We start from the raw sequence: 12,194 nt of genomic DNA on the forward strand, positions 1-12,194 counted from the left end.
CAGCTTGGTCATGCAGCGATCAGGCGACCAGCGGCCGCGGAGACGCAATTGCGGTCATTCGCGCCGTCTTCGTGGCTTCCCGACTTCAGACATTCATTCATGATCGGAGCGGGGGTCGTGCAGCCAGCGTCAGCACGGACCGAGCGGTCGTTAGCTGTCCCAAAAACGATCGCAAAACGGGACGCCCTAAGCCATCCCAAAATCCGTTGTCGGGCGAATAGCGAGACACTTGATTCACGCATGAGCAGCCAGGGGTAGCGTCACGCCACATATCCGTTATGCTGGATTCATGGAAACTGATTCGGCTATAACTGCGCTTGGTGCGCTGGCGCAGGGAACGCGTCTCGATGTGTTCCGTCTGCTGGTCCGCCACGAACCGACTGGTTTGGCGGCCGGTGAAATCGCCCGTCAGCTCGACGTGCCGCAAAATACCATGTCAGCGCACCTCGGCATTCTCGCCCGCGCTGGCCTAGTCCGCTCCGAACGTCATAGCCGATCGATCATCTATCGCGTTGATCTGGACGGCCTGCGCGCGCTCACGCTGTTCCTGGTCAAAGACTGCTGCGCGGGCAACGCGGAGCTGTGCGCGCCACTCATAGCCGAACTCGCTCCCTGCTGCTGAAAGGACGCCCCGTGGCCGTCGACATCATTATCTACCACAATCCCGAATGCGGCACGTCTCGCAACGCGCTCGCTATGATCCGCAATGCTGGCATCGAGCCGCATGTGGTCGAGTATCAGAAAACGCCGCCCGCTCGCGCGTTGCTGGTGGAACTGATCGACCGCGCCGGCATGACGCCGCGCGATCTGCTGCGCGAGAAGGGCACACCCTATGCGGAGCTGGGCTTGGGCAACACGGCGCTCTCGGACAACGCGCTGGTCGATGCGATGATGGCGCACCCGATCCTCATCGACCGGCCGCTGGTCGTCTCGCCGCTCGGTGTGAAGCTGTGCCGCCCGTCCGAAGCCGTCCTCGATCTGCTCCCGAGCGGCCAGCTTGCCGCGTTCGTCAAGGAAGACGGCGAACAGGTGGTCGATGCGTCGGGCCAGCGCGTCGCCTGATGCTCCTTGCCGTCCTGATCTTCGTCGCGACGATCGCCCTCGTCATCTGGCAACCCAAGGGCCTCGGCATCGGGTGGAGCTCGATGGGCGGGGCGGTCGTGGCGCTGCTCGCGGGTGTCGTCACCCTGTCCGACGTGCCGGTGGTATGGGGCATCGTCTGGAATGCTACGGCCGCGTTCGTCGCGATCATCGTCATCAGCCTGTTGCTCGATGAAGCCGGGTTCTTCGAATGGGCGGCGCTGCATGTCGCCCGCTGGGGCGGCGGGCATGGTCGCCGGCTGTTCGTCCTGATCGTGCTGCTCGGCGCGGCGGTGTCCGCGCTGTTCGCCAATGACGGCGCGGCGCTGATCCTGACGCCGATCGTTATCGCCATGCTGCGGGCGCTGGGTTTCAAGGACAGGGCGACGCTGGCGTTCGTCATGGCGGCGGGGTTCATCGCCGACACCGCCAGCCTGCCGCTGGTCGTCTCGAACCTCGTCAACATCGTGTCGGCCGACTTCTTCGATATCGGGTTCGGGGAGTATGCGGCCGTGATGGTGCCGGTCGATCTGGTGTCGATTGCCGCCACGCTGAGCGCGCTGCTCATCTTCTTCCGGCGCGATATACCGCAGGATTACGATGTGACTGCGCTCCGCGCTCCCGGTGCCGCGATCCGGGACGCCGCGACCTTTCGCGCCGGATGGATCGTCCTCGCGCTCCTGCTTGCCGGGTTCTTCCTGCTCGAACCGCTCGGCGTGCCGGTCAGCGCCGTCGCCGCTGCCGGGGCGATCCTGCTGCTGGTGATCGCAGGACGGGGCCACAAAATACAGACCGGCAAGGTGCTGCGCGGCGCACCGTGGCAGGTCGTGATCTTCTCGCTCGGCATGTACCTGGTCGTCTATGGCCTGCGGAACGCCGGCCTGACCGATCATCTGGCGGCGCTGCTCGATCGCACCGCCCAAGGCGGGGTGTGGGGTGCCGCACTGGGAACGGGCGTGATCGCGGCGGTCCAGTCGTCGGTGATGAACAACATGCCGACCGTGCTGGTGGGCGCGCTGTCGATCGATGCCGGCCACGCGACCGGGGCCGTCAGGGAAGCGATGATCTACGCCAACGTGATCGGCTGCGACCTCGGTCCCAAGCTGACGCCGATCGGCTCGCTAGCGACGCTGCTGTGGCTGCACGTCCTGGGGCAGAAGGGCGTCAGGATCGGGTGGGGCTATTATTTCCGGGTCGGGGTCACGTTGACCGTGCCTGTCCTGCTCATCACGCTGGCGGCGCTCGCGCTGCGAATTGGGGTTGCCTGATGCCTCTGCGCGACCTTGCCGACGCCGACCATCTGCCCGCGCTCGATCGGCGTTATGCCTTCGATCGGCCAGCCCTCGGGCTGGGCGCTGGCGATCCGCCGCCCCGCATCCTGCTGCTCTACGGGTCGCTTCGCGAGCGATCCTATTCGCGCCTGTGCATCGAGGAGGCGGCGCGGCTGCTGCGCTACTTCGGCTGCGAAACGCGCATCTTCGATCCATCCACCCTGCCGCTGCCCGACAGCCACCCCGGCGACGATCACCCAGCCGTCCATGAATTGCGCGAGCTGTCGATGTGGTCGGATGGGCAGGTGTGGTGCAGCCCCGAACGCCACGGCCAGATCACAGGCATCATGAAGCTGCAAATCGATCACCTGCCGCTCAACATGGGCGGGATGCGCCCGACACAGGGACGCACGCTCGCGGTCATGCAGGTGTCGGCGGGATCGCAGTCGTTCAACAGCGTCAACACGCTGCGCGTGCTGGGCCGGTGGATGCGGATGGTCACGATCCCGAACCAGTCGTCGGTCGCGAAGGCGTTCGCGGAGTTCGATGACGCCGGGCGCATGAAGCCGTCGAGCTATTACGATCGGATCGTCGACGTGATGGAGGAACTGGTGCGCTTCACCGTCCTGCTGCGCCCGCATACCGCGCAACTGGTCAATCGCTATTCGGAGCGAAAGGAAGCCGGCACGCCGATCGATACCGCCACCGACCTGTCGATTATCGCCGCGAAACCCTGATTGGTCGGCTGTCGCGGAAACGAAGGGAGCGTTCGCTGCGCTGGACGGAGCGGTGCCTGCGTCGAAGGCCGCTTGAGCAGGTTTTCGCTTTGTCGTCAGGTCGTTACAAGATCGGAAAAGGGAAGTCCTGTTGTCGATCCGAGTGTTGTTTCACTGCGCCAGCGCAGTTTCTGTCCTGGCGGTCCTGCCCGCCTGCGTTCCTGCCGGTCGACCTGCCGTCCCGCCGCCTCCTGTCCCGGTCGCCTTTCGCAGTCCCGCATCCGCCATTCCCGAAGCGCCGTTGGTCGTCGCCCGGCCGCAGCCATCAGCGGATCTGCTGAACGCGGTGCAGGCACTCGGTGCGCGTTTCGACGGGCAGGTGGGCATCAGCGTGCGGGATATCGACGAAAACTGGGGCGTCGACTGGCAAGGCGACACCCCGCGTCCGCAGCAGAGCGTCAGCAAGCTATGGGTCGCCATCGGGGTCATGGATGCGGTCGACCGTGAACGACTGTCGCTTGGCGATCCGGTCACCGTCACCCGCGCCGATCTCACCGTGTTCCACCAACCGATCCGGACGCTGGTTGGAAAGACGGGCTACAGGACCACGGTCGGCGATCTGCTGCGCGGGGCTATGACGCGCAGCGACAACACGGCCAACGACGTCCTCCTGTGGCGGATCGGCGGTCCCGCGGCCGTCAACCGGATGCTGCGCGACAAGAGCGTCACCGGTGTCCGCTTCGGTCCCGGCGAACGACAGTTGCAGGCGCGTACCGCCGGACTGGCATGGCGTCCCGAATGGGCGGGCTGCTGGGGCTTCCTGCAGGCACGCGCCGCGATGACCTATGCAGCGCGGGACAAGGCGTTGCGCCGCTATCTCGACGCGCCGCTGGACGGCGCATCGGCCAATGGCGTGACGCTCGGGCTATCGTTGCTGGCGCAGGGCCGGCTGCTCAGCGATCGGTCGACCGCGCCGCTGCTGACGCTGATGCGAGCCAGCAAGACCGGTCCGCTACGCCTGAAGTCCGGCCTTCGGCCGGGTTGGACGCTCGCCCACAAGACCGGGACCGGGCAGGACCTCGGCAAATTGTCGACCGGCTATAATGATGTCGGTCTGCTCGTCGCGCCGGACGGCCACCGTTATGCGCTTGCCGTGATGATCGCGAGCACGCGTCAGCCTGTTCCAGTGCGGATGCGCCTGATGGGCGATGTAACGCGGGCGGTGATCGCCGCGGCCCACCGGTAACCCGCCCTGTCCTATCGATCGGGCAGACTTGTCCGGTCGGCGCTCCAGGTGGCCAGCGTCTTGCCGGTCTGCGGGTTGTTGATCGCCAAATCGTCGAGCATGACCGCGACAATGCAGATCGGGCGCTGTTCGGGACCGGCAGGCTGTCGGCACGACACGGGCGATCGATCCGCCGTTCCGCCGATCCGGCCGCGCAGGCGAAGCTGCAGACCCTGATTGCCGGGCACCTCCTCCGGGGCCGCGCGCACCACGGTCGCGTAGGGCTTTCCGTCGCGCAGCCCTTGCCCGGCACCATCGGCAAATTGGGCGACCGCCAATGTCTGCCCTGGCAGGGTGACCGCATCGGCGCCGGTGGGCGCGGCGCTGTCCTGCGCGGGCGGACAGGTTTCGCTCACCGTCCACGGGCGGGGAATCCAGAACCCTTCCGCGATCGTGCCGGTCGCCGTTCCATCCCCCGTCAGGGCCGGATCGGCACCGCTCCAGACGACCGGCGCGACATGGACCCGCAACGCCTTTGCCTCGACATCGTAGCGCCAGCGCATCGGGCTGTCGCTATCAGCATCGGACGGCCCGCGACAACCGAAGGGAAGCTGCAGTTCGAACCGCTGCCCCGCCAGATCGGCAGCCGCTTTCGGCAGCGGGCGGCCCGATGCGAGCGCATCCGATGCCTGCGATGCCAGTGCGATCAGGTCGGCGCGGGATTTGACGATATCGCCCCGATCGGGCAGCGCCGGTGTCGGCTGGACAACGACAGGCACCGCCGCGACCGGGGCCGCGGCGGGCGGCGCGACCTCGCGCGGCGACGTGCCGCGCCCGATCAGGAACCCGGCTCCGCCGACTGCCAAAGCAATCACCAGACCGCCTGCCAGCACCAGCCGACTATTCCGCAAGGTTGGCTCTTTCATGCGCCACCGATAGCAAAGCCGGCCAAATTGGCATACCCAGGGTTATGACATCCGACGATATATTCCCGGACGTGCTGCCCGTTTGCCGCATGGCGTCCGCCCGGGCGATACCCGCGTGACCTTCGATCAGGCGCTGACGCTGCTGGTGCTGGTGCTGGTCGTCGCGGCGCTGATCTGGGACAAGGTGCGCTCGGACGTCGTCGCGCTGAGCGGTGCGGCCGTCCTGCTGATTGCCGGCGTCGTGCGCCCGATCGACGTGCAAAGCGCCTTTGCAAGCCCGGCGATCATTGCCCTCGCGTCGCTGTTCGTCATCGCCTACGCCCTCGAACTGTCGGGGCTGCTCGACCGCGCGATCGAGGCGGCGGTCAAGATGTGCAAGCGACTGGGATCAGCGGGCATCTGGTTGATGCTGGGCGCGATCGGGGTCGCGTCCTGCTTCCTCAACAGCACGCCGATCGTCGTGCTGGGCGCGCCGGTCGTGCGCGATGTCGCGACCGCCCTGAAACTGCCGCCCAAACGCTATCTGATGCCGTTATCGTACATCACGGTGCTGACCGGCTGCTGCACCCTGATCGGAACGTCGACCAACCTGCTGGTCGACGACATGGCGCGCAATGCCGGGCAACCACGCTTCGGCATCTTCGAGATCACCCCCGTGGGTCTGCCGATCGCGCTGGCGGGGGCGATCTACCTGTTCCTGTTCAGCGGCAAGCTGATGCGCGGGAGCATCGCCGATGACAGCCCGGTTCCGGACCGACGCGAAGTCGACGTGCCGAACGCGCAGGTAGGCGATCCGACGCTGTTCGAAGAACATCGCGTCTTTCAACCTGCCAAGGCGGCGATCGCGTTCGCCGTGTTCGCAGGCGCGATCGCCGTGGCCGCGGCCGGCATCGCGCCGATCGCCGCGTCGGCCTTTGCCGGGGCAGTGCTGCTGATCCTGCTGCGTGTCATCACCGCCGACGAAGCCTATGGGGGGCTGCGACCCCAGATCCTGATCCTGATCGCCGGCATGGTCGTCCTCGGGCTGGCGATGGAGCAAAGCGGCCTGGCGGCGACAGCGACCGGGGCACTGGTGGGATCGATGCAGGAGTTCGGACCGCTGACGGCGCTGATCGTCCTGTACGGTGTCACCATGGTGCTGACCGAGCTGTTGTCGAACGCGACGGTCGCCGTGCTGGTCACGCCGATCGCGGTCGCGCTGGCAGAAAGTCTCGGCGTCAGTCCGCGACCGTTCCTGGTTGCGGTCATGATGGCAGGCAGCGCGGCATTCGCAACGCCGTTCGGATACCAGACCAATGTCATCGTCTATCAGATGGGCGGGTATCGCTACATGGACTTCGTGAAGGTGGGCCTGCCCCTGAACCTCATCACCTTCGCCGTTGCGATCGTGACGATTCCGGTCTTCTTTCCGTTCTGAACGATGCCGCGGCCTGATCGTCGATCGACCGCGCCAGCCCTGGAATCCCGCCATGCGCATTCTCGTCATTCTCGTCCGCGCCCTTGCCGGATTGCTGATCCTGGTCACGGCGCTCAGCATCATCGAATCGAATGAGTGGTGGATCAGGATTTGGGATTTCCCGCGGGTCCAGATCCTCGTCGCATTGCTGCTCACCGGAGGGGCGGCACTGTGGCTGGATCGACGGGTCGGGCGCTGGATCACGCTGTGCTGCGCAGTCGCGGCCGGGTGGCAACTATATCGCATCTACCCCTACACGCCGCTTGCCCGGACGGAATTGGCGTTCGCGAAAGCCGGTTCCGCATTACCGGATCGCTGCTTCAGCATACTTTCGCTGAACGTCCTTGAATCCAACCGCGACTATCGCCGGACGGCGCAGCTGATCGATCGGGTCCGTCCTGATCTCCTGTTGCTGATGGAAACCGACAACCGCTGGGCAGCGGCGCTGGCACCGCAACTGGCGCGTTATCCCAACCGGCTCGAACGCCCTCTCGGCAACACCTACGGCATGATCCTCGCGACCCGTTTGCCGATGCGCGACGCCAGCATCGAAACGATCGCCGAAAAAGACACGCCATCGATGCATGCCGAACTGACCGCGGGGGATCGGTTCCGGTTGATCGCGCTGCATCCCCGGCCGCCCCTGCCAGAACAGGATACCGAAGCACGCGATGCCGAAATAGCGATTGCGGCACGGAGGGCTGCCCGCACCAGATTGCCCGTTCTGGCGATCGGCGATTTCAACGATGTGGCGTGGTCGCACACGTCGCAGCTGTTCAAGCGGGTTGGCGGCTATCTTGACCCGCGCATCGGGCGCGGCACGTTCGCCACCTTCCCGGCGCGAACCCCGCTGCTCGGGTGGCCGCTCGATCACATGTTCGTGACGCCTGAATTCGCCGTGCGTGATCTCGCGGTGCTGGAGGATGTCGGTTCCGACCACTTGCCGGTTCATGCCCGTTTGTGCCTGACCGGACGACCGGCGGACAGCCAACGTCCCGAGCCCGTGTCGCAGGAGGATCGCCGCGACGTGAAGGAGGTGTTGCAGGAATATCGCGAGGAGACAGATCACCGCTGATATGCGCCGTGCGGGGGATCGATCGGCCCGGTCGATATTTCAAACCGCACGGCGGGGCGGGACGTCGAGGAAACGCCTGCTCGAACAGGACAGACGACGAGAGCAGGCGTGCTCAAACCGGGCAAGACCACCCTATTTAGGTCGCTGGCGCTGCTGGCGGTGGCCATGCCAGCCGCAGCGGCGGCGCAGATCACCGACGACGGATTGCTGCACGAAGCGGTCGGGGCGCCCGATAACTGGCACCTGTCGGGCAGCGTCCGTGCCCGATACGAAGCGATCGATGGTCAGTTTCGCGAGGAAGCGGTCAACCGCGATCGGGTGCTGGCGCTGCGCACGACACTGCTCGCCGAATATGATGCCGGGCCGGTGCGGCTCGGCGCGGAATTCCATGACGCGTGCGCCTATTTACAGCGGCGCGGATCGTCGGTCGGGACAGATGTCGTGAATGCGCTCGAGTTTTCGCAATATTATGCCCAGGGCGATCTTGGCGAGGCACTGGGCAGCGGTAGTACCAGCTATCTGAAGGCCGGGCGGATGACGATGCAACTGGGGTCCGAACGGCTCGTCGCGCGGCAGGGGTTTCGGACCTCGGTAACGTCGTTCACCGGGCTGCGGCTTACGCGCGAGGGAGAGGACGGTCGCGAATTCGTCGCCTTCTGGACCTTGCCTGCCGTCCGGCTGCCGACCGGCACCACCGCGATCCGGCGCAACCGGCCGCAATGGGATCGCGAGAATACCGACCTGTAACTGTTCGGTGCCTTCCACCGCCTGCCTCTCGGTAGAGAAACCCGTCTCGAAACCTACGCCTACGGCCTGCTCGAACGCGGCGAAAGCTAGGCCGACCGCAGCGACCGGCGGCTGATCACGCCGGGGGTGCGCCTGTTCGCCCGGCCCGACCAAGGCATTACGTTCGAGGTCGAGGCGATGGCGCAATATGGACGCGCGCGCGACGGCAGCCCGGACAGTCGGAAACCGGTCGTGCCTGTCGAGGCTTACGGCTTCCATGGCGATGTCGGCTATCGCTTTACAGGCGGATGGAAACCCGAACTGACCGCGTTCTTCGACGATTATACCGGCAATAGACGGGAAGATCGGATTGGACGGTTCGACACGCTGTACGGGTGCCCGGCGGTTCGAATTCGGGCCGACCGATTGTTCGGCGCAGCGGATCGGTCGAACATGCTCTCCCCCGGCGTACGGCTGAAGGCTGCCCCGGCAGCCGGGCTGTCGGTGATGGGTGATTACCGCCTGCTCCGCCTCGCCAATGCGGTCGATCGTTTCAGCAACAGCGACGTGCGCGACGCCACCGGGCGTGCCGGGCGCAACGCCGGGCGCAGGTGCAGCTGCGGGTCGAATATGATCTGGTCGTAGATATCCTCGCGCTTGATCTCGGCTATGCGCGGCTGTTCAAGGGGCGCTTCTTGCGCGAGGCGCCCAACGCACCGGACCCGCACGATGTCAGTTACGGCTACGCCTCGATCTTGTTCTCCTTCTAGCCGCCGGCACATGACTGTACGGGCAGGTAGCGTTTGTCCTTCCACTGATCCGCCGATGGGACACTGGATCGCGGAACCTCACCCCGCCTTCCACTTCACCGGGATACGCAGGTAGGTGACGCCGTTCGCCTCGGCCTCGTCAAAATGGCCCGCGCGGATATTGACTTGAATCGAGGGCAGCAGCAACTTCGGCACGGACAGCCCGGCGTCACGCTGTTCGCGTATGGCGACGAAATCGTCCTCGCGCACGCCGTCATGGACGTGGACGCTCGTCCGCCGCTGCTCGCCGACCGTCGTTTCCCAGCGATAATCGTCGCGGCCGGGTGCCTTGTAGTCGTGGCACAGGAACAGCCGCGTCGCGTCCGGCAACGCCAGCAGCCGCCGGATCGAGCGATAGAGCGTGCGCGCGTCCCCGCCGGGGTAGTCGGCACGGGCGGTGCCATAGTCGGGCATGAACAGGGTATCGCCGACGAACGCCGCATCGCCGATCCGATAGGCGACGTCGGCAGGCGTGTGGCCGGGGACGTGCAGCACCTCGACCGCCAGCGCGCCGATCGCGAACCGATCGCCATCGTCGAACAGGCGGTCGAAATCCGATCCGTCGGTCTTCAGGTCATTCATTGCGAACACAGGGCGGAAGATTTTCTGCACGTCGCGGATGTGCGCGCCGATCCCGATCCATGCGCCGGTATGCGCCTTGATGAAGGGCGCGGCCGACAGGTGATCGGCATGGGCGTGCGTCTCCAGCACCATCGCGATCCGCCAGTCATGCTCGCGGGCGAAGGCGACGATGCGTTCGGCCGAGCGGGTATCGGCGACGCCGCTCGCCATGTCGAAATCGAGCACCGGGTCTATCACCGCCGCGGTCCGCGTTGTGGGATCGCCGACGAGGTAGCTGATCGTGTTCGTCGGCTCGTCGAAGAATGCCTCGATGAAAGGCTGGGTCATGATTTCCTCCGTTAACGCTTGCTCATATATTAGAGGGTGCTACATAAGCAATACCTAATGGAGTGGCGACAATGCTCAAACCGATGATGGATTTGGCGACATTCGAGGCGAAGGCCGGACAGGTTGCCGACACGTTAAAGGCGATCGGCAACGCTCGCCGGCTGATGCTGCTGTGCAAGCTGGTCGAGCATGGTGAGGTGACAGTCGGTGATCTCGCACGCGATGTGGGGCTGTCGCAGTCGGCCTGTTCGCAGCACCTCGCGAAGATGCGCGACGAAGGTCTCGTCAAGTACCGGCGGGAGAGTCAGACGCTCTGGTACGCCATCGCCGACGTCCGCGTCGAAACGCTGCTCGCCACCCTCTACCAACTCTACTGCAAGGATTGATGCGATGACGCTTGCGACCCTGTCCCCCGCCGATACCCGTGCCGCGATCGATGCCGGGGCGCGCCTGATCGATATTCGCGGTACCGACGAACATGCGCGGGAGCGTATTGCCGGTGCGGCGAACGTGCCGCTCGATCGGATCGGCGATCTGCCGCGCGACGGCCGCCCGGTTGTCTTCCACTGCAAGTCCGGAATGCGCACCGCCGCCAATGCTGCGCAGCTCGGCGCGGCGGCGGGCGGCGCACCGGCCTACATCCTCGAAGGCGGCATCGATGCGTGGCGGCAGGCGGGACAGCCCGTCGTCACCGACCGATCGCAGCCGCTGCAAATCATGCGGCAGGTCCAGATTACCGCCGGTGCGCTGGTGCTGACCGGCGTGCTGCTCGGCCTGTTTGTCGCTCCCGGCTTTTTCGGGCTGTCGGCGTTCGTCGGGGCGGGGCTGATGTTCGCCGGCGTGACGGGGTGGTGCGGCATGGCCAATCTGCTGCGCGTCATGCCGTGGAACCGGCACGCGGCCGCCTGACGCGATCATGGGGATCGCCGCCATCCTGGCCGCGCTCGCATCGGGCGGGGTGATCGGTCTGATCCTCGGCCTTGTCGGCGGAGGCGGGTCGATCCTTGCCGTGCCGCTCCTGATCTATATCGTGGGCGTCGATCGCCGCACGCCGCGATCGGCACGGCCGCTGTCGCCGTCACGATCAATGCGCTCGCCAGCCTGATCGGCCATGCGCGGGCGGGCCGGGTGAAGTGGCGGTGCGCGAGCGTGTTCGCGGTGTCGGGCATGATCGGCGCGGCGCTGGGCGCCGAGCTGGGCAAGGCGTTCGACGGCAAGCGGCTGCTCGTTCTGTTCGGACTGTTGATGATCAGCGTCGGCCTGTCGATGCTGCGCAAGCGTCGCACGGCCGAAGCGCCCGACGTGCGCCTGACCCGCGACAGCGCCGCAACGCTGCTGCCGCGTCTGGTGCCGATTGCGCTCGGGGTCGGACTTGCCGCCGGCTTCTTTGGGATCGGGGGCGGGTTCCTGATCGTGCCTGGGCTGATCCTCGCAACCGCAATGCCGCTGCCGTTCGCGATCGGTACGTCGCTGGTAGTTGTCAGCGCGCTGGGGCTGACCACTGCCACCTCCTACGGCCTGTCGGGTCTGATTGATTGGGGTATGACCGCGCTGCTGGTCGCCGGCGGAGTTTTTGGAACGATTGGCGGCATTGCGCTGGGTAAGGTTCTTGGCACTCGTAAGGGGCTGCTCGAACGCGGATTTGCCGCCGTGGTGATCGCGATCGGATCCTACATCACTGCTTCATCGATCTAAGCTGCACCCTTTCCCGAGAACGAACCCGTGCCGGAAATTCGGCCTTGCCTATCGCGCTGGCGGCGTCCTGAGGGTTCCGGTTTCGCAAAGTCCGTTCCTGAATGCACTTCCCAAAACAGCTGGGTGGAGACGGAGAAATGGGAAAGCCGCGAGCTTGCCAAAGCAGCACGTTTCGCGAAAGCAACGGGCACTGGGAAAGGCCGAGATGGGCCATGCCGCAGTCCGCCGCTCTGCGCCTAAGAAGACCCAGAACCGGACGTTCACGCCCCTTCCCTCGCTTCCCAACTTCGGACGCTGGTTCATCTT

At 65.7% G+C, this 12,194-nt stretch carries 12 protein-coding genes and 2 pseudogenes; 12 read left to right on the top strand and 2 right to left on the bottom strand.

The annotated features are described in order from the left end of the window. Positions 1 to 289: 289 nt before the first annotated feature. The 5 genes from ASE88_RS04490 to ASE88_RS04510 all read left to right on the top strand — a co-directional run bounded on the left by ASE88_RS04490 (position 290) and on the right by ASE88_RS04510 (position 4,313). Positions 290 to 622 (top strand): ArsR/SmtB family transcription factor, encoded by a 333-nt coding sequence (locus ASE88_RS04490; RefSeq protein WP_056475812.1) that lies wholly within the window; start codon positions 290 to 292, stop codon positions 620 to 622. A gap of 11 nt (positions 623 to 633) precedes the next feature. Continuing rightward, positions 634 to 1,062 carry an arsenate reductase (glutaredoxin) gene (gene arsC, locus ASE88_RS04495; RefSeq protein WP_082466202.1) on the top strand — a complete coding sequence of 143 codons (429 nt, stop codon included), beginning with the start codon at positions 634 to 636 and terminating at the stop codon, positions 1,060 to 1,062. After that, positions 1,062 to 2,348 (top strand): arsenic transporter, encoded by a 1,287-nt coding sequence (locus ASE88_RS04500; RefSeq protein WP_056475814.1) that lies wholly within the window; start codon positions 1,062 to 1,064, stop codon positions 2,346 to 2,348. Before arsC ends, ASE88_RS04500 begins: the two co-directional genes overlap by 1 nt. Next, entirely contained in the window at positions 2,348 to 3,088 is a 741-nt protein-coding gene (arsH, locus tag ASE88_RS04505; protein ID WP_056475817.1) for an arsenical resistance protein ArsH, read from the top strand. The genes ASE88_RS04500 and arsH overlap by 1 nt, the downstream gene beginning before the upstream one ends. Positions 3,089 to 3,413: 325 nt before the next feature. After that, positions 3,414 to 4,313: a serine hydrolase gene (locus ASE88_RS04510; RefSeq protein ID WP_235527814.1), complete on the top strand. Its 900-nt coding sequence runs from the start codon at positions 3,414 to 3,416 to the stop codon at positions 4,311 to 4,313. An 11-nt stretch (positions 4,314 to 4,324) separates the two neighbouring features. Here the strand turns inward: ASE88_RS04510 and ASE88_RS04515 are convergent, their stop codons facing one another. After that, entirely contained in the window at positions 4,325 to 5,218 is an 894-nt protein-coding gene (locus ASE88_RS04515; RefSeq protein WP_156356905.1) for a hypothetical protein, read from the bottom strand. A gap of 115 nt (positions 5,219 to 5,333) precedes the next feature. Between ASE88_RS04515 and ASE88_RS04520 the strand changes: the two genes are divergently transcribed. The 4 genes and pseudogenes from ASE88_RS04520 to ASE88_RS04535 form a co-directional block, all read left to right on the top strand. Continuing rightward, entirely contained in the window at positions 5,334 to 6,635 is a 1,302-nt protein-coding gene (locus ASE88_RS04520; protein WP_056476442.1) for an SLC13 family permease, read from the top strand. 52 nt (positions 6,636 to 6,687) lie between these two features. Further along, a complete protein-coding gene (locus ASE88_RS04525; RefSeq protein WP_056475825.1) occupies positions 6,688 to 7,749 on the top strand; it encodes an endonuclease/exonuclease/phosphatase family protein in 1,062 nt (353 codons plus the stop codon). 108 nt (positions 7,750 to 7,857) lie between these two features. After that, positions 7,858 to 8,496, top strand: coding sequence for an alginate export family protein (locus tag ASE88_RS04530; RefSeq protein WP_156356906.1), 639 nt, complete (start codon positions 7,858 to 7,860; stop codon positions 8,494 to 8,496). A 108-nt stretch (positions 8,497 to 8,604) separates the two neighbouring features. Further along, a pseudogene (locus ASE88_RS04535) lies at positions 8,605 to 9,120 on the top strand (alginate export family protein); the annotation flags it as partial. Positions 9,121 to 9,323: 203 nt separating this feature from the next. On the opposite strand, the gene ASE88_RS04540 reads toward ASE88_RS04535, so the two are convergent. Beyond that, a complete protein-coding gene (locus tag ASE88_RS04540) occupies positions 9,324 to 10,193 on the bottom strand; it encodes an MBL fold metallo-hydrolase (protein WP_056475834.1) in 870 nt (289 codons plus the stop codon). A 71-nt stretch (positions 10,194 to 10,264) separates the two neighbouring features. On the opposite strand from ASE88_RS04540, the gene ASE88_RS04545 reads away from it, so the two are divergent. The 3 genes and pseudogenes from ASE88_RS04545 (at position 10,265) to ASE88_RS04555 (ending at position 11,888) form a co-directional block, all read left to right on the top strand. After that, a complete protein-coding gene (locus tag ASE88_RS04545) occupies positions 10,265 to 10,579 on the top strand; it encodes an ArsR/SmtB family transcription factor (RefSeq protein WP_056476445.1) in 315 nt (104 codons plus the stop codon). Between the two features lie 4 nt (positions 10,580 to 10,583). Then, positions 10,584 to 11,102, top strand: a complete 519-nt coding sequence (locus ASE88_RS04550; protein ID WP_056475837.1) for a rhodanese family protein — start codon at positions 10,584 to 10,586, stop codon at positions 11,100 to 11,102. Between the two features lie 7 nt (positions 11,103 to 11,109). Next, positions 11,110 to 11,888 (top strand): annotated as a pseudogene (locus ASE88_RS04555) (sulfite exporter TauE/SafE family protein). Positions 11,889 to 12,194: the final 306 nt, after the last annotated feature.

It is taken from the genome of Sphingomonas sp. Leaf38, from assembly GCF_001421825.1.
Classification (GTDB): domain Bacteria; phylum Pseudomonadota; class Alphaproteobacteria; order Sphingomonadales; family Sphingomonadaceae; genus Sphingomonas.

Excerpts from the sequence above, each read along its gene's own strand:
- ASE88_RS04550 (WP_056475837.1), top strand. The coding sequence starts at position 10,584 with ATGACGCTTGCGACCCTGTCCCCCGCCGATACCCGTGCCGCGATCGAT.
- ASE88_RS04525 (WP_056475825.1), top strand. The coding sequence starts at position 6,688 with ATGCGCATTCTCGTCATTCTCGTCCGCGCCCTTGCCGGATTGCTGATC.
- ASE88_RS04490 (WP_056475812.1), top strand. The coding sequence starts at position 290 with ATGGAAACTGATTCGGCTATAACTGCGCTTGGTGCGCTGGCGCAGGGA.
- arsH (WP_056475817.1), top strand. The coding sequence starts at position 2,348 with ATGCCTCTGCGCGACCTTGCCGACGCCGACCATCTGCCCGCGCTCGAT.
- ASE88_RS04515 (WP_156356905.1), bottom strand. The coding sequence starts at position 5,218 with ATGAAAGAGCCAACCTTGCGGAATAGTCGGCTGGTGCTGGCAGGCGGT.
- ASE88_RS04540 (WP_056475834.1), bottom strand. The coding sequence starts at position 10,193 with ATGACCCAGCCTTTCATCGAGGCATTCTTCGACGAGCCGACGAACACG.
- ASE88_RS04500 (WP_056475814.1), top strand. The coding sequence starts at position 1,062 with ATGCTCCTTGCCGTCCTGATCTTCGTCGCGACGATCGCCCTCGTCATC.
- ASE88_RS04545 (WP_056476445.1), top strand. The coding sequence starts at position 10,265 with ATGCTCAAACCGATGATGGATTTGGCGACATTCGAGGCGAAGGCCGGA.